Raw genomic sequence first — 26594 nt, 5'->3', positions numbered from 1 at the left:
GGAGGGAGTGGACGCGGAGGGGATTTTTGTATGGTCGATTTCGCAGCAGCCGCCCGTAACACATCGTGGGGCTCGTTACCCAAAATCGGGAGGTTGCAGCCTCGTTTAGAATTAGCTAAGCTTCTAGCAGAGGCTTGTCCTCTGGTTGAGATAACTGCATCATGCGGAGACGCTGCATAAATCGCGAGAAAGCATCTCGGAACTGGCCCTAGGCCCTGTTTCGGGATGCTTTTTGTTTTTGCGGGATGCGGATGTCTTGCGAAAATAAGCCGGAAAGGAGGGAATCTGCGTGGCAGAGCTCATATTAATCGGCGTCATTCGCGGGTTGAAGGTAGTCCTTACTCTGTTAAACTTCACGTTGCATGGGACGGATGACCGTCTATTGAAGTGTGTGCTTATTCCGTGCGTCGTATATGCAGCATTTAGTTTGAGCGTATTTGAAGTCTTACGTTTCGTTTTGAAATTTCTATAGGCCTACTGGCAAATGCAAAAAGAAGAACTCTCCCCGCCCATACCAGATGACGGGGAAGCTCTTCTCGGTTATGGGTATATCAATCCTATCCAGGTATTGTACGCTTAGGCGTTCGCAGCCCGTTCCTTCAGCCAATCCCGCATGACGTCGAACACTTCATCCCTGTCGAGCTCGTTGTGCAGCTCATGCTTGAGTCCGGTCCATTCCATGAAGGTGCAGGGCGCTCCGACCATGTCGGCGAACTGTTTGCTGGCCGTAAGAGAGGTGACCTTGTCCGTCCCGCCGTGCATGAGCAGGAGCGGAACACGCCACTCGGAAGCATGCTTCAGCGCCCACTGTCCCGCGCTTTGCACGCTGAGGAAGTATCGCGCCGTGATGGAGCCGTGGCCGAGCGGATCCTCCTGGTAGCGTTTGATCATAACGGGGTCGGAGGTTAAGTGGTCGCCGTTCATCGGCCTCTTGTTCGTGTAAGCGGGAAACAAGCGGTTGACGATCCGGGCAATGACGAGCTGCAGCGTCGGCGGATTGAACGCAAGCCGCAGCCACGGCCCCGTGACGATCGCCCCGGCGATGTCGGGCTTGCGGCGCAGCACGTAATTCAGGGTAACATTGCCGCCCATGCTGTGTCCGTATACAAATACGGGTACATGCGGATAGCTGTGCTTGGCCTCGGCGAGCATGGCATCAACACCGTCAAGCAGCATGTCGTACGAGCCGGTATGGCCGCGCTTGCCCTCCGTTTGGCCATGACCGACCTGGTCGAAGCCGAAGACGGCATAGCCCGCAGCCGTAAACATATCAGCCACGTGGCGATAACGCCCGATATGCTCCCCCATGCCGTGCACAATGGCAATGACACCTCGGAATGGCGCCTCCTCCGCCGGTTTCCATTCCGTAGCATAACGCTGCGATCCGTCTTGGCACCGCAGCTTGAAAATTCGTTCTTCCATTCCTCCGTCGCCTCCTCGTTCTCTTCATTGCTTATTCAAACTTTACCATACTAGAACCGCGATTATGAAATTCGATGTTGCCGGTTTCATTAATTACCGTGTTCAAGGCAGGAGATACGCGCATGGAGGAGAATTGGGATAGAGAAGAACGAGGCGCAGGACATCATTCATTGACTCGATGAGCAGGGGGCAAGCTTGTGAAATTATCCGTATGCATTGACGCCGTATACCACGGCAAGGATTTCTATGCAAGTGTAGAAGAGGTTGTGCAGCTGGGCTATGATGCGATCGAGTTCTGGTCGTGGTGGGACAAGGATTTGGAGCGGGTGGCAGATATGGTCCGGGAAAAAAGCTTGAGCGTGACGTCGATCTGTACCAAATTCGAAAGCTTGGTTGACCCGTCCCGCCGCGAGGCGTTCATCGCCGGACTGCAGGCATCCATTGCCGCAGCCCAAACCATCGGGTGCCGGGCGCTCATTGCCCAGGTGGGCGAGGAGCTGGCCGGCGTGCCGAGAGAAGCTCAGCAGCAGTCGATCATCGAAGGACTTAAGGCGTGCGCGCCGCTGCTAGAGGAAGCCGGCATTACGCTCGTGCTGGAGCCTCTGAATACGCAGGTCGACCATAAGGGCTATTATTTGTCCGCTTCGGAAGAAGCGTTTCATATCGTGCGCGAGGTTGGCAGCGCACATGTGAAGATTGTTTTCGATATCTACCACCAGCAGATTACGGAAGGGCATCTGCTTGCGAACATCCTGCCGAATTTACCGCTTATCGGCCATTTCCATGCCGCAGGGAACCCCGGCAGGCATGAGCTCAGCACGGGTGAGCTTCATTACGGCCGCATCTTCGAAGCCATTGACGCTGCCGGCTACAAGGGTTACATGGGGCTTGAATATTTCCCGGTGCAGGAGCCGGCGGTCGGCTTGAAGGAGCTGTTGGCCGCAGGCCGCTCGTAGCTACAGAGGTATGTCCAGGCTGTGCCGACATATATGGAGGAATGTATGAACGAATGGTTGATTGATTGCGGAGCGATTGCGCTTCGACCGTTCCTGGCGGAGGACTTGGACGCCTTTCACGCCATCACGCATGAACCGGAGATCGTGAAGTTTCTGCCGGGCTGGAATGTATCCAAGGAGACCCGGGCAGATTGGCTGACCAATTACGAGATTGTGCAGAATGATGCGTTTCTTCAGACGTTATCGCAGGGCGGGGACGTCGGCGATCTCCGGCTGCGGCTGGGTATGATTTTGAAGGAAACGGGGGCCTTCATTGGCTGGGTATGCACAGGGCCGAAAGACGAGCTTCCGCTGCCGAACCGTGAAATCGTCTATGGCATCTCAGGCGCGCATTGCGGACACGGCTATGCTACGCAAGCGGCGGCAGGGCTCATCCGCTACCTGTTCAACCAATGCGGGGTAGAGGTGCTGAACGCCGTCGCATTGCCGGCGAACGCGGCGTCCAATCGGGTGCTTGCGAAATGCGGCTTCAGCCTGGTTGGCAGCATTGAGATCGATGGCGAACTGCATCTGCAATATAAGCTGACGAGCGCAAAATAACTTCACCAGCTCGACGCTCGCGGACGTGAAGATAGGTCTGTGTAAATCAAGCCGTCAAAGGCTAAAAAGGGGCCAACGGCATGTCGATACATCCTATCAACAGAAGCGAATGGACAGGACATGAACGGGGCGAAGAGGGGATTCTCTATTAAAGCAACAAGTATGCTCAGAAGAGCGGCACTGGCCGCCGTCCTCGCGATGGCGGTTGAAACGGTTACCTCCTGCCAGAATCCGTTCAACAGTACGCCGCAGGAAGAAGCCGCGCATGAAGGGCACGAGGAGATTCAGCTTGAATTCTGGAACGTAGGCTTGGACGGTTCGACGGACAACACGAAGGACGTGAGTGCCGACAGCGCGCTGTATCGGTACGTGGACAAGTTCGAGAAGGAAAATCCCGGCGTAGTCGTACATGTGGTGAATTTACAAGCGGATCAAATTACGACGCTGCTTAAAGCGGCGCGTGCCTCCAAGAAAGGCCCTGACCTGATCGGGCAGCGGGCCGGGGGGGCGACGAATGATTTTCAAGATATTTTAACGCCGCTTGACCGGTATTTGACAGCAGAAGAGAAAGGTTCATACAGGGGCCTTGATATAGGGCGAGTGAATTTTCAGCCGAACGGACGTATTCAGGCGCTGCCGTATAACATAACGACCTATAACATTTTCTATAATAAAGCCGTGTTCGCGAAAGCAGGGTTTATGAAGACGCCGGTAATTAAGACATGGAACGACTTCTTGGCGTTGTGCGCGGAGCTGAAGGCGAAGGGGATTATGCCCCTCTTCGTCGGGGAGCAAGAGGGCTATACGGCGGCTTGGATGACGAGCGAATTTATGCTGGATATGCTCGGGCCTAAAGGGCTCTCGAAGCTGTACGCGCAGGGCTTGAAATTCAGCAGCCCTTCATTCAAGCAGGCCATTCGAACATGGAAGCAGGTGTACGACGACAAGTACACGAACCCCGACTATGTGACGCTGAGCAGCGAAGAAGCCATGCGGAAGTTTGGCGATAGCGGGGCGGCGATGACGATCAACGGCAGCTGGACGATCAACGACTTGATCAGTCAGCTGGGCGGCAATTTAGGCACGATGCAGATCCCGGCGATCAGCAAAAATGCTCCATTTGGGGACTATCTAGTTTCCCAGCCCGGTGCTAACATTAGTGTATCTGTATTCACCAAGCATACGGATCTAGCGGTTAAATTCGTTGAATTCATCACGAGCGGTGAATTTCAAATGGAATACTACAAGGACACGGGCGACATCCCCGCGAATACGAAGGCGGATCTCACCAAGATCGACAATGCCATCACCCAAGAGTCGTTGTCTTGGATCAACAAGGGCTGGACGAGTCTCGGCTTCGATACGCTTATTCCGGGGGAAGCAAGCAGCGAGTTCTACCGATTGGCATCGGCGGTTCTCTACGGGCGGGTAAGCGTAGACGAACTGGCATCAAGCATCGACAGCAAAATCAAGCCCTGACATCGAAGCGAAGCAGCCTTGGCAAAGGGCGACGTTAGAAGCGGAGAGGAGATTATGCAGATGCAGGCACTCATGTACGAAGGTCCTAAAGTCATGCAAATCCGGGAAGTCGGTCTTCCCGCCGCAGGAGAAGACGACATCGTGATCCGGGTCGCGTACTCCGGCATATGCGGTTCGGAGCTGAGCGGATACCTGGGCAAAAACACACTGCGCAAGCCGCCGATGATCTTCGGCCACGAATTCTCCGGCACGATTGCCGCCATTGGCGGCCGGGCGGAGGCGGGCGGCAGGTGGCGCATCGGTCAGCGCGTCACCGCGAACCCGCTCGTTACCTGCGGGCATTGCGAGCCCTGCCTTAGCGGCAGGCAGCAGCTGTGCTTGTCGCGCCAATTATTGTCCGCGGCGCTGCCTGGCAGCAACGCGGAATACGTGAAGCTTCCGGCCGCGTTCGTCTATGCGCTGCCGGATGAGGTGACCCTCCGGCAGGCCGCCATGACGGAGCCTGCCGCCTGTGCGATTCGCGCAGCGGAGCTTGCTGCGCCCAAACCGGCCGATACGGTGCTCATCCTCGGGATGGGCCCGATCGGCCTGCTTGCGCTGCAAGCCGTGCAGCAATACGGCGTGCGAGAGATTATTGTCGTCGATATGAACGAGGATCGCCTCGGTATTGCCCGCGCGCTGGGCGCGAAGCATCTGATCTGTCCCTCGGCCGTCGATACGCTGGAGGAAGTGAAGCGTCTGACGGGCGGAGCAGGCGTTAACGCTGCAATCGACGCCGTTGGCGCAGGCTTAACGCGCAAGCAGGCTGTGCTGGCCTGCAAAGGCGGCGGACGCACCGTATTCACGGGCCTGCACGAGGAAGAATCCGTGCTGCCGGTCAATATTGCGATACGCAGCGAGGTGTCGATGACCGGCGCGTTTGCCTATTCGTCCTTGAATTTTCAAACGGCGCTGAAGTGGATCGCGGAAGGCCGGATGGGGCTGTCCGAAGGGGTCGTGGAAGCGCCCCTGCACGAAGGCGGGTACTGGTTCGAGAAGCTGCTCAATCAACCGGGTCATGTCTCGAAGGTGCTGCTTGTTCCGGGAGGCACGTCCTAATACCGGGGCAGATGAATCCGATTACGTAGGGAGAGGTGGTCTCACGATGCAGAAGGTGTTTTTCATATCCGACCATCACTTTGGTCATCAAGCAATCATTGACTTCGAATCGAGGCCGTTCGCGCATGCGGAGGAGATGAACGAGTCGATGATCGAGAAGTGGAATGCGGTCGTCGGCAAAGAGGACAAAGTGTTTCATTTGGGCGACTTTTCATTCTTGAACCGAGAGCGGACGAAGGCGATCGTGGAGCGGCTGAACGGTTATAAGCATCTTATTCTCGGCAACCATGACCGCGGCCGTTCACGCAGCTGGTGGCTGGATGTCGGCTTCGATGAAGTGAGCGAGCATCCGATCATCTACAAGGATTTCTTCTTTCTCTCGCATGAGCCGATGTATATGAACAAGCATATGCCGTACGTGAACGTACACGGCCATATTCATGGGCAGAAGTATGCGGGCATCAACTATTTCAACGCCTGCGTGGAGCATTGGGACTATACGCCGCTTACCTTCGAGCAAATTCGCGATGCCGTCGTACCGAGCGAGGAACAGGCATGAGAGTTGTTTACGCAGGAAGCTTCGATCCCATTACACTGGGGCATATCTCGGTCATCGAGCGGGCGGGAAGCCTGTTTGAAGAGGTGCATGTCATTATCGCGAACAATCGGGGCAAAAAGCATGATTTCGATATCGCGCAGCGAACGGAGCTCGTGCAGCTATCCGTGTCGGGTATGGACAATGTGCGAGTTGTTCCGTACGAAGGCATCGTGGCCGATTACGTGAACGCGAATGACGTCAAGGCCGTCATTCGCGGCATCCGCAACTCCACGGATCTCGAATACGAGCTGCAGCTGGAGCAATATATGCGCTGCACGACCAAAGCGGATACCGTCTACCTCTCGCCGTACACGAAGGACATTCAGACGAGCAGCTCGCTCGTGCGGATGTTTATCCAATCGAACAAGATCGAGCAGGCCGAGGCCTATATGCATCCGGATGCGTATGCGAAGATGGTGACATATACGGTGTAGCGTCTGGCAAGCCCCGCTTATGCCGGAAGAAGCGGATAGATCGGGATTGATAGTCGGTCCTCCGCAGGACTATAATAATCGATAGAGGTAAGCGAGTGTGACTGGCGTAACGCGGGGAACCGCGGGGGAGCACATCGTTCATACGGCCGTACGCCTGGGCAGAGGTAAGGGGAGATCCCCTTGCCTCTTTCTGTTTTCTTGAGACCATCTCATTCTGGAAGGATGAACGAACATGGTAAACGGGGAAAAGTTGAATTTGGACGGCAATGCCGTTGCAGACAGCATTAAGCTTCAGTTGGAGGAACGCATCAAGCAGCTGAAGGAGCGCGGCATTACGCCCTGCCTGGCGACGATTCTGGTCGGGGATGATCCTTCGTCGGCGACTTACGTGCGAATGAAAGGCAATGCGTGCAAGCGGCTCGGGATTACGTCCATGCGCGTCGAGCTGCCTGCAAGCACATCAACGGAAACGCTGATCGCCGCCATTCGGGGGCTGAACGAGGATCGTTCCGTGCACGGCATCCTGCTGCAGCATCCCGTTCCGCACCACATCGACGAGCGCGCGGCGTTCGAGGCGATCGCGATCGAGAAGGACGTGGACGGCGTAACGGCGCTCGGCTATGCGCAGAACGCGTTCGGATTCGCGGATTATCCGTCGTGCACGCCTGCGGCCATAATGGCGATTCTGGCATATTACAAGCTGCCCGTTCGGGGCAAGCATGCCGTTGTTATCGGCAGGAGCCCCATCCTCGGCAAGCCGGTGTCGGCCATGCTGCTGAATGCGGATGCGACGGTCACGACCTGCCATTCGCGAACCTCGAACTTGGCCGCGATGGTGCGCCTGGCGGATATCGTCGTCGCGGCCGTCGGCAAGCCGAAATTCGTGCAGGGCGACTGGATCAAGCCCGGCGCGGTCGTGATTGATGCCGGGTATAACCCCGGGAATGTCGGCGATGCGGATTATGAGGCTTGCTTGGCGAAGGCTAGTGCCATCACCCCGGTTCCCGCGGGCGTCGGACCGGTTACGATTGCGATGCTGCTCAAGCACACGGTGCATGCGGCGGAGAAGTTCGGGGGTTGAGAAGGACTTTGCAGAATGGCTGTACAGCCTCGACATTACAATCTACGGAGGCTTTGAATTCAGCCTATGAACGACGATCAAAACGTTGTTTCTTAGCCAGAAAGCAATAGATGAGAGGCGAGGGGGTTCCCCTTGCCTCTTTCTGCTTATCAGGCACGGAGAGGAGGTAATCTTACGTCAATATGTGATAAATTATGACATAATGTTGTATCCAAATACCTAAAATAGGGGTTGAAACTAGTTCTATGGCAGTTAAATGATAAGTTTTAGCAAAGAAATGATTGATAAATGGAAAATGTTCGGGTATTATCTAGCTGAGTAAAGATTCAGAAAATTAAGTGTTTTGTGTGTAATTTAATTAAATATACTTATCTTCTTGTAGGTAGGACGGAAGTTCTTTTGGGTATATATGAACCTTTCTTTGAAAAGGGTTACATATAAAATTGATTTAGGAGGAAAGTCATGCATCATCGGAAGGTTGTCAGAAAAGCTCTATCATTATCGCTAGTATTAGCCGTACTCATTAGTTCGTTGTTCGGCAGCATGGCTTCTGCCTCGCCAAGCACGAGTATCGGCGTCGAGCCGGGAACCGCGCATGAACAACCGGCCGTCCAGAATGCAGCGGCTGCGCAGTTCGATACGCTGACGCCAAGCGAGACAAATGTTGCTTTCGCCTTATCGGAGGGAAGCCATCCGGTGACGGTCGAAGCGAAGTACAAGGATGGTTCGGCGAAAGACGTGACAACGCAAGGCGTCTGGATGTCTATGAATCCCGCCGTCGCCGTTGTCAACCGGGGCGTCATTACGGCCAAAGCGGCCGGAACGACGGAAGTGCGCCTCAATCTCGGCGACGCCGTCGTCAACGTTCCTGTTACGATCACCGCGGGCGCCGGAGCGCCGGAAGCGGCAGAGCCTTTGGAACCGACGCTTGTCACATACCTGCTGTCCACGTTGAACGTGTTCGTCGAGGCGGACACGAACTATCCGCTTCATCTGCATGGAACGTTCACGGACGGGTCAACGCGGGATATTACGGCCGATGCCGTCTGGAGCACGGACGATGCCGAGGTAGCGACCGTGTCACACGGCATGATCAAGGGCATTAAGGGCGGCGCTTCGACATTCATCCGCGTGAAATACGGCAGCATGCCGACGCTGTCGATCGCGGTCACCGTTCAGAAGGACCCGATTCCGTTTCAGTTGTTCGGTCTTCTGATGTCGGAAGACGTGCTGAAGATCATGGAGACCGACGTGCCGCATAAGATCTACGCGGACCTGGAATATCCCGATCAGGATCGTTACGAGGTGACGAATCTGGGCAAATGGTATTCGAAAGACGAATCCATTGCTACGGTAGACCAGAACGGCGTTATTACGCCGGTCGGCAAAGGCATGACCTATATTTATTTCGAGTATAAGTATACAGCGCCGTCCGGCACGGAAGGCGAAGACGGCTACGACGACGGCCTGCTCGTCAATGCCGTGCAGGTATTCGTCGGCGGACCGTTCAAGCTGGAGCGGTTTACGCCGGACATGATGGCGCAATTGGAGCTCGACACTCCTGTTTCGCTCCCGCCTCGGAGCTATCAGGAAATTACGATCATGGGCGTTTACTCCGAGGATCCTCGGACAGGCCAAAACTATAACGCCGATGACGTCACGGGCGATATTGAATGGACCGTAGCGGATAAGTCCATCGCGACCATCAACGATTCCGGCCGCATTTTTGCAGGCGGCAAGGAAGGCACGACGACCATTACGGGCCATTATTTAGCACTCGAACCCTTCACGTTCAACGTGACGGTAACGAAGGCAGCCGCCGCCAACAAGGTGCTGAATTTGGTGGCCGAGCCGACCTACGTGGAAATTAAGGATGGAAAACCTGTTCAATCGCCAATCATCAAAGCCATTTACAATGACGGCACGGTGGAGGACGTCACGTCCAAGATCGCGGGCAGCGACTGGCTCGCTTCCGATGCATCGGTAGCCTACCACAGCGACAACGGTACGATCGTTGCCGAATCCGTCGGATCGGCCGTTCTCGGCGCGATCTACAAGGATGAAATTGCTATTATTCCTGTCATCGTGAAGCAAGCGGAACCAAAGACGGCGGTCTCTCTTTCCGTGACCCCCGACTCTCTGAATTTGCAGCTCGGCAAGCATGAAGCGTTGTCGGTCGAAGCGGTCATGTCCGGCGGCGAGAAGCTGGATAAAACGCAGGCCGCTGTCTACCGCTCGGCCAACCCGCAGGTGGTCTCCGTCAACCGCAAGGGCGAGATCACAGCTGTCGGCAAAGGAACGGCAGCCATCGAGGTGTCGTATGGCGGACAGCAGCAATCAGTCACGATTGAGGTGGCAGCTTCCGAAGGATTGCCGCCGGTTACAGAGACACCGAAGCAGATTACCGGTGTTACCGTAAGCGATCCAAAAATAACGCTGGATGTTACGGCAGGTCCTCGCACGGTCACCGTTCAGGCTGCCTACAGTGACGGCACGAGCGCGGACGTAACGGCGCAAGGCAAGTGGTCGACGCAGGATGCCGGCGTGGTGACGGTCAAGGACGGCGTCTTGACGCCGGTGGCTCCTGGCTCTACCCGCGTGCATCTGGTACTGGACGGCGCGGTCATCGCGGTTCGGGTAACAGTTAAGGAAGGCGACTTCTCCTCCAACGTCAGAGTGGCGGACGAAGGCGCGGCAGCGGAACCGACGGTTGACGCGCTGCTTCTGTCAACGACGAAGATTTTGGTGCAAAAAGGGGCCAAATACCCCGTCCAGCTGCTCGCTGTCAAGAGCGACGGCACGACGGAGGACGTGAGCGACCAAGCAGCATGGTCGGTCTATGATACCGAAATTGCCGACGTGGTGAGTGAGAACGGCGCCGTCAGCATCCTCGGAAAATCGACCGGGAACGAGATTCCGCTTCCGGGCTATCAGAAGTTCGGCAGAACGACGCTTACCGTCGGATACGGCGATTTTACGCCGACGATCGTGAACGTGGCCGTTACCGAGCAGCCGGATCAGCCGGACGTGCTCGACATCGGCTTCCGGACTTACGAACGTTTGTGGTACTTCGACGACGCGTCCTTCAGACTGTACAAGGGGCAAGCGCCTTACGAGCTGAAGCCGTTCGCGTTGGATACGACGGGCGACACCTTCCCGGCGGAAGGCCAGTGGACGTTCTCGCAGCCGGGCATCGTGGATGTCAACGTGGACAGCGGCTTCGAGGCCTTAGGAACCGGAGAGACGGATGCCGTGTTCACGTACGAGCGTTACGGCTTGACCTATAAGCGTACGCTTCACTTCGAGGTCGTAGACCTGCAAGGCATCACAGCCGATGCGGACGAAGCGGCCGGCGTCTATTCTGTCGACGTTCATCCGCAAGGCTCATCGCTCGTCGCCTTGAAAGAAACGTATGTGGATAAAGACGGCCAATCGCATACCGATCCCCTGTCCGGGTTCGTCAATTGGCAGATCGATGATCCTGATCTCGTCGCCATGTACGACGAGCAGCCTTATGTTCGTTTTGTCGCCGGGACGAAAGAGGGCACGACACGGGTAACCGGCGATTACTTCGGCCATGAGATCGCGTTCGACGTGACTGTGACGAAGAACCCGATCAAGCCGAAAATCATGACGCTTGTCGCAGATCCGACGTATTACGTGTTCGATGACGCCGACGATCAGCCGGTCGCTCCAGTGGTCAAAGCCATCTACAGCGACGCGACTGTTCAGACACTGAACAATGCGGATTTGACATGGTTCAGCGGCGATCCGACGATTGCCGACCTCACGGAGGACGGCAAAATTATGCGGACGAACCGTAAAGGCGGAACCAACGTCGTCGGCCAATATAAGGGTATCCCGGTCAGGGTACCGGTCATCTCGACCTATTCGGATGCGACGCCGGTTGCTACAGGCTTGACCATTACACCTGATTTGACATCGATGACGGTCGGCGGAACGCAGCAGTTGAAGGCAACGGCTACGATGAGCGATCTGAGCGAGCCTGTCGTGACGGATCTCGCGATGTTCGAATCGAAGAATCCAGACGTGGTTACCATCAGCGAAGATGGGCTCGTCACCGCCGTTAAGCCAGGTACGGCGAAGCTGCGCGTTTACTATTGGGGCTTCAACGAATACCTGACGATTACGGTTACGCAGGCCAATACGGGCGGTTCGGGCCCGATTGTAACGCCTCCGACTCCTCCGGTAACGGACCCTGTTTCGGATCAGGCGCCAGTCACGCCGACGCCGGAAACACCTGTATTGAACGCTTCCGTGGATGGTGCAGCGGTGAAAGACCGTATCGGCAAAGCGAAGGCAGATCCGACGTCGGTTACGTTCAGCGACGTTCCGTCTACTTCCTGGAGCGCTTCGGCCATCGAATTGGCCTCGAAGGCCGGGTTTGTCCAAGGCTATGCGGACGGCTCGTTCCTGCCGAAGAAGAACGTGACGCGTGCTGAATTTGCATCGATGCTTGCGAAAGCACTTGGCCTGAGCGAATCGGCATCGGTCTCGTTCACGGATGTGAAAGACAACAACTGGGCGCATGGCGCGATCAGCGCGCTTGAAGCACTGGGCTTCATTAAGGGGTACGGCGACGGATCCTTTAAGCCGAACCAGCAGATTACACGTGCAGAAATGGTTGCGATTCTGGCTAAGGTCATCGACTTTGGCAAAGCCGCTCATAACAGCACGTTTACCGATTTGAATAACCATTGGGCAGCCAAAGCGATCGATGCATTGACCGAAGCAGGCGTCGTGAAAGGCAGAGGGGAAAATACCTTTGCACCGAACGCGAACGCAACGCGCGAAGAGGCTGTGGTCCTCATCCTGCGTGCGCTGAATGCGAGCTTGGACTTAGGGTTAACCGAATAAGCAGCTTGGCAAGGAGAGAAGGAAGCGCGGGTGCGCTTCCTTTTTTCTTTGTAACGGTTTCGCGCAGAATGGGGACTTGATGCAATTGTTCATAATGAAGTTGGAATTACTGTAACATTTAGGAAAGGGGAAACGTCTATGAGTCTATGGAATGAAACATGCGGGCTCCTGCATCTCCGAACATGAGAAGAGAGGCGACCTGATGTGATGCGATCCAAATGGGGCGAAATAGCCTTGGAGGTGCTTCCTCTTGAATGATAGAGCGTTTGATAAAATTAAAATGGAAGTGAAATCATGACCAAATATAAGGGATATATCCTTGCCGGCCTTGCATGCCTTTTTCTCGTACTGTATGTGGTTTGGAAGGTGGACCGCCCTGAAGTCGGTCCGGCAGGCTCCAATATTGATCCGAACAAGACAGCCGCCAAGGTACAGAACCCAATGCCAAGCGAAATGCCGAGTAATTTCGATTTCACGGTTACTTTCGGCGTGGGAGAGGTCAATAAGAATGAAATTAATACATACGACGGTACGGTTACCAAAGACCTGATCACGCGCGGGACGGCAACAGCACAACTAGCGTTAACTTTGGAAGAGAAGCGTGCCATCTATGCGAAGATGAGAGAGGTCAATATCATGGGCTTGCAAGATTTAGTTCCTGATAACCTGAACTGCGATCAAACCCCGTACAACGAAGATAGCTGGCAAATTCGCGTAAATGGAGAAACACACACATGGACGTGGTCCGATCGACATTGCAAAGTGACGAAGGATGCCAAACAGCTGTTAGCCTTACGTACGTTCATTCAACAAATGGTTGAGAACAAAGAGGCCTATAATGCCTTGCCCGAAGCGGAGGGCGGCTATGATTAAGGGACTGCTCCTAGGCATGCTTATGCTGCTAACCGCAGGCTGCACGCCATTATTTGAATCTCATGCACCTGAACAAGAAGCAGGTCCAGCAGTGATGACGCTGACGCCAGTCGATCTGTCCGTGGGTAAGGGGGCCAAATTCCGGCCGTTTCTAGGCGTGATGTCGGGTGCATTTAAATTACGCTATGAAGGAAATAAGCCGCATGCACGGTTAGATATCGATATTTGGAAAGACGGCAAGAAAGCAGCCTCATCCGGCTCTATCGGGGATTTGTTTTACAGTTCGGATGGCAGCGGAGGCCGTGAGATCGAAGTGATAATCGCTGTAGATACCGTTCCCGTCGAAGGAAAGGAAGAGCTCCGCATCGTTAAAGTCAATACGATTGATGACACAGGCTCAAGCCTGATGACCTTTACGGCGAAATGGGATAAAAGGTTAACGTCACGAGTACTGCTCCAGACTGCTGAACGGATTACATTTAAGGCGGATGAAGATGTTCATGTGTGGGGCATACAGGCCACGAGCACTGGAATGATTCGTACCGCGGATCTCTCAGAGGCGTCGCTAAGCGGTATCGAGTGGGGTCTTATTTTTACGCTGCGCTTCCAGTAAGTGATTGCAATAGCAGTTATGCGAAAGAACCTCCAAATCTGTTCAATTACACGGGCATCCGGCAGGCAATAAGCGCCTGAAGCGGCGATTTGGCAGATCGTCTTCGTTTTATCCCGTATCGTCCAAGAAGATAGCTCCGATCGGATGTAAAGTGAACGTATTCGATGGAGAAAAGGGGATACGAAAATGGTACATGCAAAAATGCAGCTTAGCGAGGATCAAGTGGCGTTCTATCGCGAGAATGGTTTTGTACAGGTTGACGGCGTGCTGTCGCCCGAGGAACTCGCCGAGCTTCGCGAGTATATGGACGAGACGATGAACAATGCGGGTGGCCGGGGGTTGCAGACCGACCAAGCCGGGGGCGCTTATTATAAAGTACTCAATCAGCGCGTGAATACCTGGCGGGATCACGGCGGAATGGCGCGCTTCGTGCTTGGGGAGCGGTTTGCGGATATGGGCAAGCAGCTGACGGGCTTCGAGGGCATCCGACTGTTCCACGATCACGCGCTGCTCAAGATGCCCGGCGATTCCAAGGTGACGCCATGGCATCAAGACCGTCCGTACTGGCCGATGAACGAGATGAAGACGCTGAACGCCTTCTCCATCTGGATCGCGCTCGACGATGTCGACGAGAACAACGGCTGCATGATGTTCGTGCCGAAATCGCAGAAGATCCGCAATCTCAAAGGCGTCGATCTAGTGACGCCGGAAGATATTTTCGCCCAAGAGGGCGCGAAGGAAATGGATCGCAACACGGCGGTCATCTGCCGGATGAAGGCCGGCAGCTGTACGTTCCACGACGGCATGACCTTTCATTTCGCGCATGCCAATGCAACGGATAAGCCGCGCCGGGCGCTGGCAATCATCTTCATGGAGGACGGCACGACCTACAGCGGCGTAGGCCATCCCATCACGGACGGCCTCGGACTAGCGGTGGGAGATAAGCTGCAGGGCGGCTTGATGCCGAAGCTGGCCTAGAGGCGCGATCGAAACGATAGCATAAAAAGGGAGGACCGTTTCTTCGGAATCGGTCCGTTCTCATATTGAGCGCTCCCCGTGCCGCCTAGTGCTGCAGGTGCTTCAGTTCCTTCGCCATTCGGCGATAATCACCGCCTCCGATCCGCACCATGTCTGCCTCCCTATAGCCGTTTCTAGCATACAGCCGGTGAGCGCGCTCGTTACCGGATTCCACGATCAATGCCGTCCGATTGAAGCCCTGCTCCAATGCGCGCTGCTCGGCGGCTGCCATCAACAGCGAGGCAATGCCCTGCCCTCGGAAATCTTCCGCAACCGCAAGGGCGTCCAGGTAGAACTCCCCGTCTCTGGCTTCGCGGATGATGCCGCTGTGTGCCTGCCCGAAATCGCGAAGGATTCGCCTTCGGAAGGGCTCGTCCAGCTTATCCGCCTCATTGCCGGAATAAGCGACAAGCATGCCCGCAGTTCGGCCGTCCCGTTCTTCCACGATGACATGCGTATAGCTGATGCGGTTGCCCGGCTGCTTGAAGAAATCGGTCAGCCGTGCAGTGGTCTCCGCCTCGTCCGGCGTACCTGTGAGAAGGTAAGCGATTGAGCCAATGGCTTCCATTATCAAGGGAATTACCTGCGGTGCATCGTCGCTAACGGCCGATCTTGTACTCAACTACGATCAGCTCCTCTGGAGGAATGTAGGGCGGTTACCTAATAGAACGGCAAGTATATGGAATAAATATACAAATAGTCATGGAATGGGATTCAAGTCAATACGTTAGACAGGAGGGAAATAACCGGCAGAGGCGGGATGCAAATGGATTGGTATTTGAAGGTGCTGCAAAATTATGCGGTCTTCACCGGAAGAGCCAGGCGCAAAGAGTTCTGGATGTTTATTTTGTTCAATATCCTGATGTCGATTGCACTGACGATTGTGGACCATATGCTGGGCACGTACCGGGTCTTGTCCATGCTGTATTCCTTGGCGGTTATTGTGCCGTCGATCGCAGTCATGGTCCGCAGGCTGCATGATACGGGCAGGAGCGGGTGGTGGTATTTGCTCGTCCTTATTCCTTTTGTCGGCGGCATTATTCTGCTTGTGTTTGCCTGCCAGGACAGCGACCCCGGATCGAACCGGTACGGCCCGAACCCGAAGCTCTGATTGAGACAGGTAATCAGAACATCATCTGGATAAGCCAGCCGATCAGCCGGTTTAAGTCCAGCGGGTGTTCCAGCAGAATGCTGGCCCACAATACCGCTCCGATAGAGGTAATCGTGAACAAAGCCGCCTTCTCCTTACGGGCGGCTTTGCTGCGCTTCATCGTGATAAGGCCGATCACCAGAAAGGCGGCATAAGCGATTAGCATGAGCGTCATGCATGTTCCTCCTTGTTCGTCTTCAACTTGGACAACCAGGTGGCTGCGAGCAGCAGCAGCGGAAACCCGATCCCGAACGGCAGGTAATACACGAACAAATACTTTTGCACCCATGCGGCATTCTGCATGACACTGCTGAACAGCATGGCATAGGCGGAGATGATCCAGACGAGTGGATAGGCGACGGCTGCGCGGCTGCGGATGCGGAATAATTGGCAAATGGCCAGCACCGAGAAATAGAAGATAATGCTCAGTTTAAAGAATACGAACAGCAGTGCCGCGACGGACAGAAAGGCTTCCAGATGCTCGATAACGCCTGAGAATTGCATTTCGCGGAAAATCGTATGTAGCGGGTAGGTGAGATGCGCCGAGCGGTAGACGCCGAGAATGCCGATTGTGAAGAAGGTAGCCATTGCCATCAGAATACCTGCCATTAGAATGCCGCCGAGGTAGGAGGCTCTAAGGCGGCTCTGAACCATCGGGAACACCATCATGAAGGCGACATTTTCCATGAAGGGGAAGCCGAGTGAATAGTTGGTTTGGACCATGGTAGGCCATATCTGAAAGACGGCGGGATATTGGAAGAACTGCCACTCCCACTCCTTAATCATGACGGTGAACGGCACCCAGAACGAAATGGTGAGAAGCGGGGCCATAAAAACGCTGACATACGAGATGGAGTCGGCACCTTGGATGACGGCGTATGCGCAAATCAGCAGCGCCATGAGATTGAATACAATCAGCGGCGTATTCGGCATCAGATTGATTTGCATATAGTCGCAGATGTTTCGGGTGACCCAGGACGCGATTTGAATGAAGAAGACGATATAGCAGATGGAGACCGCGCCGCCGGCATATTTGCCAAGCACTTTTCTCGAAATTTCCACAAGGGACAGCCCGGGATGCAGCTTGGCAATATAGAGCCAGAACAGGCCGGCAGCCAAGCCGAAGGCGCAGCTCCAGAGATAAACGACCCATGCGTATTGGTGGGCGCTAGCGATCAGACCCGAAGGGAGCAGGATCAAGGTCGTTCCTATCGTGAACGAGAAGGTCATCCAGAACATTTGCGATGCGCTTAGCTTCAGAGTATCCAAGAGAGGCAGCTCCTATTTGTAGGGTGTTGTCGTGTTTCCCGCCAGCGTCACTTTCGATTGGACGTTGAAGCTGACTTCGAATGCTGACCATTCCTTCCGGCCGTAGGAGGTGTCGCCTATGCCTAGCATGTCCCATTTGCGCGCCTTGCTTTGCGCAACAAAATCTGCAGCGAGCTGCTGGAACCGGCCATTGAAGGCTTGCTCGATTTCGCGTTGATTCGCCGGCGTCAGCGGGCTCTTCTGCTCATTGTCGATGAGCTGCAGCTCGGCCCTTACGTCCAGGCGCAGCTGCCGGGAGGAAGCATTCCACTTGCGTTTAACGCGGATATTCCTCGCCACGAGCCCCACGGTCTGCCCCTGAACCTGCACATTTGTGAAGAAGCGGTGGGCAATATGATTGAGCACAAAATACATTTCATACTGCGCGGAAGTGATTTTACCGACCATGCGGGCGCGGATAAACACGGCTCCACCGTCGATGCTGAAAATTTCCCGCGTGGCGTCGATGTCCTCCAAGCGATCCGAAGTCGCCCTAGACTGCTTCGCGTTAAAGTGGATGATCGGGATGATTACCGGCCTGTTGCGCGGAATGCCATTCAGGATGTCCTTCATCCGGGAAGGCGTTCTCAGCATGCCGAGGGATGTGGAGTGCCAGTCCATCATCAGGCGGATGTAACGGCCAGGGACGCGGTCAAGCAGCGTGAAGTTCTTCGTCAGCTCGGAGACGGATGAATCGGTGACAACGGTATAGACGCTTGTTCGCCGCTCCGGATTCATCTCCAAATAATTGATGAGTGCCATGATACCGTGCCGCGCATTCCGCTCGGACAGCACATAGCATTGAAGGTGGGAAGTGAAAACCCGCCTGGACATCTTTTGGCTGAACTCTTTGGGTACGTCCCCTATGTGCCGAGACTGAACCAAGTAGGTGTATACGGCCGCTTTGGCCGGACCCACCTGGCGCGCCTGAATGCTGGACGGGTTAAGCACCTGAAAGTAAGTAAGGAGATTACCTTTATCATCCCGATCTGCCGCAACCATGTCGACCAGCGCAAGCTGGTTGATTTCCCGTTTGTCCCAGCAGCCCGTGCACAGCGCCATCAGCAGAAGGAACGCAGCTATCCGTTTCATTGTCCTCCTCGCTTTCTTAACCGATTATCGTCGCAGCCTTCGCGGGCGGCGCCCTAGGAAGGGCCGCGGGGCACGGACGAGCGTATCTTTCCAGAACGATGGAACCGAAGGCGCGATAGGGGTCAAGTAACGGACGCCGAAGGAGCGCAGGGACGCCAAGTGGATCAGCAGAATGAACACGCCGCATATTAGCCCGTACAGCCCCATCAAGCCGGCGAGGCACATGAACGTAAACTGCACGATGCGCTGCGCGATGCCAAAGCCGTACGAAGGTGCGACGAAGTTGGAAATGGCGGTCAGCGAGACGACGATAACGGTAGAGGCGGATACGATGCCGGCCTCCACCGCAGATTGTCCGAGCACAAGTGCGCCTACGATCGAGATCGCTTGGCCGGCGATTCTCGGCATCCGAAGACCAGCTTCCCGCAGAATTTCGAAGGTGACCATCATCATACTGGTCTCCAGAAAGCCTGTGAATGGAACGCCTTCGCGCTGCGCGGCCAGGTTAGCCAGCATGGCAGCCGGCAGAATCTCCTGGTGAAAGCTGATGACGGACACGAATAAGGCCGGCACGAAGATGGAGAGCAGGAATGAGAACATGCGCAGCCATCGGAGCAAGGTTGCGATATCCGCGCGCTGATAGTAGTCTTCCGGAGCGGCGAACTGCTCGAAGAAGGTGATTGGCCCAGCGAGAACGATCGGCGTTCCGTCGGTAATAACGGCTGCCTTCCCTTCGAGCAGCTTGGCGGCAATAGCATCCGGCCGCTCGGTCGCCATCAGCTGCGGGAATGGCGTCAAGGTGGAATCCTGGATCCATTCTTCGATATAGGCGCTCTCGAGGATGCTGTCGGTTTGAATCGCCTGCAGGCGCCGCCGGAATTCGTCGACTAGGTTCTTGTCCGCCAGATGCTTCAAATATACGAGGCACACTCTGGTGTTCGTCTCGGTTCCGATGATCATGTTTTCGAAGACAAGATTGCCGCTCCGCACCTTCTTGCGGATCAGGGACAGATTGCGGTACCATTCTTCTACGAAACCTTCCCGGGGGCCGCGGATCGCCGCTTCCATCTCGGGCTCCGAGACGCTGCGCTGCTCGAAGCTGCACAAGTCGACCGCGATGGCGCGTTCGTCATCCTGCGTCATGATGATGCAGCAGCCTCCGAGCAGGGCTTCCTCGCATGCCGCGAAGCCGGTTAAGTACCTGACTTGCATGTGCTGAATGCACGCATAGAGCCGGCTTAAGTCGGTATCGTCCGGTGCAGCGGACGGAGGCGGGATCGAGGTCAGGAGCGGCCGGAAAACAAAGTTGTCTGCCATCGTGTTGTCCGTCAGCGAAGAGAGATACAGACAGGTGAATTCCACGCCGGTTTTTGATTGGAAGCTGCCCTTAAAAAAATCCGGAGCATTGTTGAATTTTTCACTAAAGCTCGCCGAGAGAGCGTTCATAATGGGATTTCCTCTCCTTCATGGTTTTACCATAACCAGTAGCAAGGGAATTTATGTAAGGGCGGCAGGCGAACGAGCGGTACTCGGACCAAGTGGATGACGAACTTGTAACGGGCAATGTCCAACCGGCACAGCAGTTTTCTTGATAATCCGAATACCGCCTGGTCCGTGCGTTTATTAATACCGTGAAAACGAACGCCAACAGCCAAGTGTTTTTACTCCGAAAATGTGCTGCAGATGCTTACTGCAGCCAGCGTGCAGTGATACAAAAAAAGAAGAGCCGGTAACACCGGCCCTCCTGTACGAAGTCCTTATGATAATTAAACGGATGATCGTCATCCGGTCGCCCTCTCCACGGTCGAGAAACCGATTTATCTTACATTGATCTGCTTTTGTAATTGATTTATTTGGTGCTTCATCTCCTCTATTTGTATCTGTATTTCTTTTTGCTGACGTTCTTGTTCTTGTTTTTCCAATTGAGACTGAATTTGTTCTTGTTTAGCTTGTTCAAGTGCAATAGTTTGGCCGACAGTCGTTATCACATCTCCGGCTGTTGTAAGCAGCTGTCCAATGAATTGTAGGATATCGGGCAAGTTATTTCCGGCTTCAACTAAGGTACTAACTACATCACTTTTTTGTTTTATATTTTTTTTATTCTTATCCATCTTGTTATCCATACATAGATATCCCCTCGACTTACCCAAAACTGATTGGTCGATCCATCAAGATAACTCGCTTATTGAAAGAATTCCTTACAGTTGTGCTTCAATTTATATTATGAGAAAGAGTAGCTATAGGGAACTGCAGCAGCCCGCAGGATGTTTCTAAGTACAAGGCGGGTATAGCTTCATGTGAGACTGGTATTTGTCGCCGAACGCGATGTTATAGCGGAAAAGGCGACGATCTCCGTTCCCGATTCAAATCAATATCAATACGGCATGTTCCATGTCTTCCTTGGGATTGACTTCAACCCCGCGGCCCGTTGCCGCGGGGCTTTTTTTGCGTGGAAACGGCTAACGGCATAGGCGCGAGTCTCTAGCAGGCAGACGTCATGCAGAGATAAACGTCAACAGTTGATAGGAGATGGTTTTCATAGAGTTGGGTATATCAACCAGTACGAGCTATATGTCCCACACGTATAAATACAGTATATTCATGTTCAATGAGGCTTCACATGGGAGGGAATCTATGAAAACCGTACAGCAACTAGAGACAATAGCTTGCACGATATCCAGCTTACGACATCGAGGATAGAAGAGAGGTCAACGTCATGCATGATTTAACGGTTGTCATTACGATCTGCACGTTCTTATTTACGATTGCATATCTGTTCTGGCGCCCCAACGTAAACGAAGCGATCCCGGCTATGGTCGGCGCGCTCATCGTTCTGCTGAGCGGCAGCGTCTCGCTGTCCGATCTGGGCCAAATCACCGAAACGATCGGCGGGGCGGCGGTTACGATCATAGCGACGATCGTCATGGCGATCGTGCTGGAGAGCTTCGGCTTCTTCTATTGGGCCGCGGATCTATTAATGAAGAAGGCCAGAGGCTCCGGCATCCGCCTGTTCTGGCTGACGAATTTGTTTTGTTTTCTTATGACGCTGTTCGTCAACAATGACGGCAGCATTCTGATCACGACTCCGATCCTGCTAATGCTGCTGCAAAACATGGGACTCAAAAACCATCAGAAAATACCGTATCTCCTATCCGGCGCCCTGATCGCAACGGCATCCAGCGCGCCGATCGGCGTAAGCAATATCGTCAATTTAATCGCGCTCAAGATCGTACACATGAGCCTCTATTTGCATACGGCCATGATGTTCGTTCCAGCCTCGCTCGGCCTGCTTCTGCTCACCGGTCTCCTCTACTTGACGTTCTACAAAACACTGCCCAAGACACTGCCAATCCGTGCGAACATGAGCCTGATGCCCGGCAGCCACCCGCTGCAAGGCGTGTTCGCTAGCGGGAGAAGCAACGCCTTCATGCGCAATGTGCTCATCTTCGTATTCTGCGTCAGGGTCAGCCTCTTCGCCGCTTCGTATATCGGATTTCCCGTTTCCTTGATGGCCGTGATCGGCTCTTCCGCTCTCTTGCTTTGGCGCTGGTTCTACTTGAAGATCACGCCGCTTGACATGCTGAAAAAAACGCCGTGGTACATTCTGATTTTTGCCTTCGGGATGTACGTCATTATCTACGGATTGAACAATATTGGACTAACGGATTACCTGATTAAGCTGCTGCACCCGATCGTCTCCGGCAGCCTGCTGAACGCAAGCGTTCTGATGGGCGCGCTGCTGAGCCTGCTGTCCAACCTGTTCAACAATCATCCCGCGCTGATGGTCGGAACGCTCACGCTCACGCATATGGGCCTGGACCCGCTCACGCTCAAGATTTCGTACTTGGCCAGCGTCATCGGAAGCGATGTCGGTTCCCTGCTGCTGCCGATCGGAACGCTCGCGACCTTGATGTGGATGCATATCGTCAGGAAAGGCGGCGTGAGAATCACATGGGGTCAGTATTTGCGAGTAACGATTGTCGTTATTCCGCTTACGGTCATCTTTACGCTGGTGCTGTTGTCTTACTGGGTAGCATGGTTATTCTAAATGAGGAGGACTAGCCAAAAAAAAGAGATCTTCAATAAAGAAGATCCGGAAGAGAAGTGAAATTGCACTCATAGCTTATGTTGCATACGCTGAATCCGTATGGGTCTTTCGTTAAATCCCGGTTTTCCGCACTGCCTGCCAGCGATACATGGGATTGATATCGAATTGTAACAAAACTGAAATATGGTTTTCATCTGCTATTCATGTTCAGGCTGTATGATGAAATCAACCCCCTATTATATAGATTGCCTTCGATCCGCGGCCCGTTGCTGCGGGTCTTTTTTTTTTTTGAGCCAGTTATTCGTGCTGCGGCGTGCAGAGCATAGAAATGCCGTCCGACTGGAACGGAGATACTTCCGTTAAGCTGCTGAGGGCTACGGTTTGCTCTTCGCCTGGCTGGTCCAGCGGGTAAATCCGGGCGGTGCCGGCATCGGCATCGACATGCTGAATGTAGATCGGAACGCCGTCGCAGGTCACATTGGCCATGACGGGCGAAGCTGTGATTTCTTGTGCGCGCTGTGTATTCATGTATGGTCCTCCCAAAGCATGTAGTGTCTAGACGCTTCATGTTTTGTTATTTTCACCGAAGTTATGCGAGTGCAAGCAAAAATTTATGCGGCAGCGCAGCACGAATCACACATGATTGAAGAGGTAAAAATATCGCTTGATTTTTAGTTAAAAAGTAAGTAAAATTCGAAATGTAGTTTTGGTAATCGCTTTCAAAAACATTATTTTTGTTTTTCAAGGATTCATTAGGGTAAAATTTTACCTAAATTATTTTACTGGGGGACGAACAGAATGATGAATGTATCAAAAATGTCCAAAACGGTTCTTTTGCTTTTGGCCGCATCGGCCGTGCTTTCCGCTTGCGGCGGCAACAAGAGCAGCAACGGCGCCAATGCCGGAGGCGGCAAAGATGAGAATGTCGAATTGACGGCATGGGCGTGGAACGTCAATGTCGGCGCGCTAAACGATGCGATGGACATGTACAAGAAAGACCACCCGAATGTAAGCATCAAAGTAGAGGATATCGGCCGCCTGGACGTTTACGATAAGCTGTCCACAGGGCTTGCTGCGGGCGGAGCGGGTCTACCCGATATCGTTCTCGTTGAAGATGACCGGATTCAAGGGTATGTCGATGCGTTCCCAGACAGCTTCGTTAATCTCTCTGACAAGGGATTCGACAAGAAAGCAGATCTGTTCCCGCCGTTTAAAAAGGAACTGGCCAGCAAAGACAGCAAGTTCTACGCGTTCCCGTTCGATGCAGGTCCGACGGGCATGTTCTACCGCAAGGATATTTTCGACAAGGCTGGTGTGAAAGCGGACAGTATCCAAACATGGGATGATTTCATTGCCGCCGCCAAAACGATCAAAGATAAAACCGGCGCATTTGCGGTACCGGTCGATAAATTCAAAGACGATGCCCTCTTCCGCATGATGCTTAACGAGCTTGGCGTGTACTACTTCGATAAAGACGGCAAAATCGACTTCAATAACCCAAAAGTGGTTCAAGCTTTGGATAAGATTAAAGCGATGGGCGACGCCGGCCTTGTGAAGGACGTTAACGGATGGGACGGCACCGTATCAGCGACCGTCGACGGTTCCGTGGCAACTGTTCCATTCGGTGCATGGTATTACGGTACAATCATTGACCAAGCAAAGGATACGAACGGTAAATGGGGCGTATTCCAGCTGCCGGCATTCGAAAAAGGCGGCAACCGCGCAGCTAACCTTGGCGGTTCCAGCTGGATGCTTCCTTCTGGCTCCAAGCATGAAGATGCGGCGTACGCGTTCGTAGAATATTTCGCGACAACGGATGCTGTTCAACAGAACGCAATGGAGAAGCACGGTCTGTTCCCATCCCTCCAAAGCGTGTATAAGACAGATCTATTCACGAAGGGGGTTGATTTCTTCGGCGGTCAACCGATCTGGAAGTTATTCGGCGATGAAGTGAAAGACATCCCAACGCCGTACTACACGAAGGATTATGCGGTAGCGCTGGATGAAGCGGTTAAAACGCAATCCGACGTCTTCAACGGCAAGAAGCCTGCCGATGCCCTGAAAGCAGCGGCTGACCGCTTGGCAGACCGCACGAAGCGCGAAGTGAAATAATCAATTTCTTAGAAACAAAAACGATAGGGGGTTCGGGGCAGCACAGCCTGAATCTTCTCTCGTTTTTCCTTGTAATAAAGAGGAGGAATATAAGGATGCGCACAAAAGGGTATGTCCCTTATTTATTTTTGGCCCCGGCGCTCGGTTTGTTTGCCGTATTTATGGCTTATCCGATTATTTACTCGTTCTTGCTCAGCTTCCAAACGGGAGCGGGCAAGCATATGTCGTTCACCGGATTATCTAATTATCATCGTTTGTTCAGCGACGAGTTATTTTGGACCGCGCTGAAGAACACGTTCGCGATCATGGTAATCCAAGTGCCGCTGATGCTGTTTCTTGCCATTCTGCTGGCGGCAGGCCTGAACAGCGTCAAGCATCTGACCGGCTTGTTCCGCGTCTCCTTCTTCATGCCGGCGGTAACGTCGCTTGTTGCGTATTCCATTATTTTCTCCCTGATGCTGATGGGTGACGGCATTATCAATCAATTCCTGACTGCGGTAGGCGCAGGAGCGGTGCCCTGGTTATCCAATCCGATCTGGGCTAAGGCTGCGCTCATCCTGGCGATGACCTGGCGGTGGACAGGCTATAACATGGTCATCTATTTGGCTGCCATGCAAAATATATCGGAGTCGCTCTATGAAGCGGCGAACATTGACGGCGCAACCCGAGTACGGCAGTTCTTCTCCATCACGATTCCGCAGCTGAAGCCGGTCATACTCTTTACGGCAATTTTGTCCACGATCGGCACGCTGCAGTTGTTCGATGAGCCGTATACGCTGACAAAAGGCGGGCCGAGCGATGCAACGCTCACCATCGGGATGTATTTGTACCAAACGGGCTTCCGTTTCTACGATTTCGGTTATGCATCGACGCTGGCTTACGTCATTGTCGTGCTGATCGCGGTGCTGTCCTTCATTCAATTCAAAGTAACGGGGGATGAGGAATAATGCGTACATCATCTGCAATTCGATCCCTGATTCTATATCTAGCTATGCTGATCGGCGCGGCCGTTTCCTTATTTCCGTTCTATTGGGCTGCGATTGCGGCCACCAATGAAAGCGGCAAGGTGTTCGCCAAACCGCCCGTTCTGGTACCGGGCAGCAAGCTTATTGCAAACGTTGTCCATTTGAACGATGCCATCGGCATAGGACGCGTTCTGTTCAATTCGATATACGTCGTCGTTATTTATACGGTGCTCAGCCTGCTGATCTGCACGATGGCCGGTTACGCATTCGCGAAGTTTACATTTCTCGGGCGCAATGCCATGTTTGCGGTGTTCCTGCTGTCGATGATGGTTCCGTATCACGCGCTTGTCATCCCTTTGTTCAAAATGATGGCGGCGTGGGGATGGCTAAATACGTATCAAGCGCTCATTTTGCCGAATCTGGCTTATCCGTTCGCTATCTTCCTCATGCGGCAGAACATGCTTGCCGTACCGGATGGGATGATGGAAGCGGGGCGCATTGACGGCGTATCCGAGTGGGGCCTGTTCACGCGCATTATTCTGCCATCCGTCAAACCAGCGCTCGCCGCGACTGCGATTTTCTTGTTCATGTTTCAATGGAATAGCTTCCTGTGGCCGCTGATCGCGGTGCAGAACAAAGAAATGTATACGTTGCCCGTTGCCTTGTCCAGCTTGTTCGGCTTATCCCGGATCGACTATGGTCAGGTCATGGCCGGGGTTACGATCGCGACGGCGCCGGTTATCGTATTCTTCTTGCTGCTTCAACGCCATTTTATATCCGGCATGCTGGGTTCGGCGGTTAAGGGTTGAACGTGATGCGGTTCACCGACGAAGACCTATACGGATGATCGTAATCCTCCTATTCATGGAT

The 26594-nt window shown here is 53.9% G+C and carries 24 protein-coding genes and 1 riboswitch; of the genes, 16 read left to right on the top strand and 8 right to left on the bottom strand.

Features of this window, described 5'->3' with window-relative positions:
- Positions 1 to 576: 576 nt before the first annotated feature.
- Complete coding sequence (locus KXU80_RS14655; protein WP_219834017.1) at positions 577 to 1422, bottom strand: alpha/beta hydrolase; 846 nt, start codon at positions 1420 to 1422, stop codon at positions 577 to 579.
- 197 nt (positions 1423 to 1619) lie between these two features.
- Between KXU80_RS14655 and KXU80_RS14650 the strand changes: the two genes are divergently transcribed.
- The 11 genes from KXU80_RS14650 (at position 1620) to KXU80_RS14600 (ending at position 15010) form a co-directional block, all read left to right on the top strand.
- The gene (locus KXU80_RS14650; protein WP_219834016.1) at positions 1620 to 2378 is read left to right on the top strand and encodes a hydroxypyruvate isomerase family protein; all 759 of its coding nucleotides are present in this window, start codon (positions 1620 to 1622) and stop codon (positions 2376 to 2378) included.
- A gap of 45 nt (positions 2379 to 2423) precedes the next feature.
- Entirely contained in the window at positions 2424 to 2978 is a 555-nt protein-coding gene (locus KXU80_RS14645) for a GNAT family N-acetyltransferase (protein WP_219834015.1), read from the top strand.
- A 120-nt stretch (positions 2979 to 3098) separates the two neighbouring features.
- A complete protein-coding gene (locus KXU80_RS14640; RefSeq protein WP_219834014.1) occupies positions 3099 to 4457 on the top strand; it encodes an ABC transporter substrate-binding protein in 1359 nt (452 codons plus the stop codon).
- 60 nt (positions 4458 to 4517) lie between these two features.
- Entirely contained in the window at positions 4518 to 5555 is a 1038-nt protein-coding gene (locus KXU80_RS14635; protein ID WP_219834013.1) for a zinc-dependent alcohol dehydrogenase, read from the top strand.
- 46 nt (positions 5556 to 5601) lie between these two features.
- Positions 5602 to 6114 carry a phosphoesterase gene (locus KXU80_RS14630; RefSeq protein WP_219834012.1) on the top strand — a complete coding sequence of 171 codons (513 nt, stop codon included), beginning with the start codon at positions 5602 to 5604 and terminating at the stop codon, positions 6112 to 6114.
- Positions 6111 to 6587: a pantetheine-phosphate adenylyltransferase gene (coaD, locus tag KXU80_RS14625; protein ID WP_219834011.1), complete on the top strand. Its 477-nt coding sequence runs from the start codon at positions 6111 to 6113 to the stop codon at positions 6585 to 6587. Before KXU80_RS14630 ends, coaD begins: the two co-directional genes overlap by 4 nt.
- Before the next feature lie 87 nt (positions 6588 to 6674).
- A riboswitch (ZMP/ZTP riboswitch) is annotated at positions 6675 to 6754 on the top strand.
- 65 nt (positions 6755 to 6819) lie between these two features.
- Positions 6820 to 7668, top strand: coding sequence for a bifunctional 5,10-methylenetetrahydrofolate dehydrogenase/5,10-methenyltetrahydrofolate cyclohydrolase (locus KXU80_RS14620; RefSeq protein WP_219834010.1), 849 nt, complete (start codon positions 6820 to 6822; stop codon positions 7666 to 7668).
- 462 nt (positions 7669 to 8130) lie between these two features.
- On the top strand, positions 8131 to 12546 hold the full coding sequence (locus tag KXU80_RS14615; protein WP_219834009.1) for an S-layer homology domain-containing protein: 4416 nt from the start codon (positions 8131 to 8133) through the stop codon (positions 12544 to 12546).
- Positions 12547 to 12840: 294 nt separating this feature from the next.
- Positions 12841 to 13419, top strand: coding sequence for a hypothetical protein (locus KXU80_RS14610; RefSeq protein WP_219834008.1), 579 nt, complete (start codon positions 12841 to 12843; stop codon positions 13417 to 13419).
- Positions 13412 to 14032, top strand: a complete 621-nt coding sequence (locus tag KXU80_RS14605) for a hypothetical protein (protein ID WP_219834007.1) — start codon at positions 13412 to 13414, stop codon at positions 14030 to 14032. The genes KXU80_RS14610 and KXU80_RS14605 overlap by 8 nt, the downstream gene beginning before the upstream one ends.
- Positions 14033 to 14218: 186 nt before the next feature.
- Positions 14219 to 15010, top strand: a complete 792-nt coding sequence (locus tag KXU80_RS14600) for a phytanoyl-CoA dioxygenase family protein (protein WP_219834006.1) — start codon at positions 14219 to 14221, stop codon at positions 15008 to 15010.
- 85 nt (positions 15011 to 15095) lie between these two features.
- Here the strand turns inward: KXU80_RS14600 and KXU80_RS14595 are convergent, their stop codons facing one another.
- On the bottom strand, positions 15096 to 15671 hold the full coding sequence (locus KXU80_RS14595) for a GNAT family N-acetyltransferase (RefSeq protein ID WP_219834005.1): 576 nt from the start codon (positions 15669 to 15671) through the stop codon (positions 15096 to 15098).
- Positions 15672 to 15815: 144 nt separating this feature from the next.
- Here KXU80_RS14595 and KXU80_RS14590 point away from each other — a divergent pair, with 144 nt between their 5' ends.
- Positions 15816 to 16160 (top strand): DUF805 domain-containing protein, encoded by a 345-nt coding sequence (locus tag KXU80_RS14590; RefSeq protein ID WP_219834004.1) that lies wholly within the window; start codon positions 15816 to 15818, stop codon positions 16158 to 16160.
- Positions 16161 to 16173: 13 nt separating this feature from the next.
- Here KXU80_RS14590 and KXU80_RS14585 read toward each other — a convergent pair whose 3' ends face one another.
- The 5 genes from KXU80_RS14585 to KXU80_RS14565 form a co-directional block, all read right to left on the bottom strand.
- Positions 16174 to 16374, bottom strand: a complete 201-nt coding sequence (locus tag KXU80_RS14585; protein ID WP_219834003.1) for a hypothetical protein — start codon at positions 16372 to 16374, stop codon at positions 16174 to 16176.
- Positions 16371 to 17468 (bottom strand): GerAB/ArcD/ProY family transporter, encoded by a 1098-nt coding sequence (locus KXU80_RS14580; protein WP_219834002.1) that lies wholly within the window; start codon positions 17466 to 17468, stop codon positions 16371 to 16373. The genes KXU80_RS14585 and KXU80_RS14580 overlap by 4 nt, the downstream gene beginning before the upstream one ends.
- 12 nt (positions 17469 to 17480) lie before the next feature.
- Positions 17481 to 18599, bottom strand: a complete 1119-nt coding sequence (locus KXU80_RS14575) for a Ger(x)C family spore germination protein (protein ID WP_219834001.1) — start codon at positions 18597 to 18599, stop codon at positions 17481 to 17483.
- Positions 18600 to 18623: 24 nt separating this feature from the next.
- Positions 18624 to 20045, bottom strand: a complete 1422-nt coding sequence (locus KXU80_RS14570) for a spore germination protein (protein ID WP_219834000.1) — start codon at positions 20043 to 20045, stop codon at positions 18624 to 18626.
- Between the two features lie 371 nt (positions 20046 to 20416).
- Positions 20417 to 20722: a hypothetical protein gene (locus KXU80_RS14565; RefSeq protein WP_219833999.1), complete on the bottom strand. Its 306-nt coding sequence runs from the start codon at positions 20720 to 20722 to the stop codon at positions 20417 to 20419.
- A gap of 593 nt (positions 20723 to 21315) precedes the next feature.
- Between KXU80_RS14565 and KXU80_RS14560 the strand changes: the two genes are divergently transcribed.
- The gene (locus tag KXU80_RS14560; RefSeq protein WP_219833998.1) at positions 21316 to 22647 is read left to right on the top strand and encodes an ArsB/NhaD family transporter; all 1332 of its coding nucleotides are present in this window, start codon (positions 21316 to 21318) and stop codon (positions 22645 to 22647) included.
- Between the two features lie 297 nt (positions 22648 to 22944).
- Here KXU80_RS14560 and KXU80_RS14555 read toward each other — a convergent pair whose 3' ends face one another.
- Positions 22945 to 23175, bottom strand: coding sequence for a small acid-soluble spore protein H (locus tag KXU80_RS14555; RefSeq protein ID WP_219833997.1), 231 nt, complete (start codon positions 23173 to 23175; stop codon positions 22945 to 22947).
- A gap of 270 nt (positions 23176 to 23445) precedes the next feature.
- Here KXU80_RS14555 and KXU80_RS14550 point away from each other — a divergent pair, with 270 nt between their 5' ends.
- The 3 genes from KXU80_RS14550 to KXU80_RS14540 all read left to right on the top strand — a co-directional run bounded on the left by KXU80_RS14550 (position 23446) and on the right by KXU80_RS14540 (position 26533).
- Positions 23446 to 24759, top strand: coding sequence for an ABC transporter substrate-binding protein (locus tag KXU80_RS14550; protein WP_219833996.1), 1314 nt, complete (start codon positions 23446 to 23448; stop codon positions 24757 to 24759).
- A gap of 95 nt (positions 24760 to 24854) precedes the next feature.
- Entirely contained in the window at positions 24855 to 25706 is an 852-nt protein-coding gene (locus tag KXU80_RS14545; RefSeq protein ID WP_219833995.1) for a carbohydrate ABC transporter permease, read from the top strand.
- Entirely contained in the window at positions 25706 to 26533 is an 828-nt protein-coding gene (locus KXU80_RS14540) for a carbohydrate ABC transporter permease (protein ID WP_219833994.1), read from the top strand. The genes KXU80_RS14545 and KXU80_RS14540 overlap by 1 nt, the downstream gene beginning before the upstream one ends.
- Positions 26534 to 26594 lie beyond the last annotated feature (61 nt).

The sequence above is a fragment of the Paenibacillus sp. R14(2021) genome (genome assembly GCF_019431355.1).
Classification (GTDB): domain Bacteria; phylum Bacillota; class Bacilli; order Paenibacillales; family Paenibacillaceae; genus Paenibacillus_Z.
Note: the sequence above shows the minus strand (reverse complement) of the source record. Positions and strands in the feature narration are given on the sequence as shown.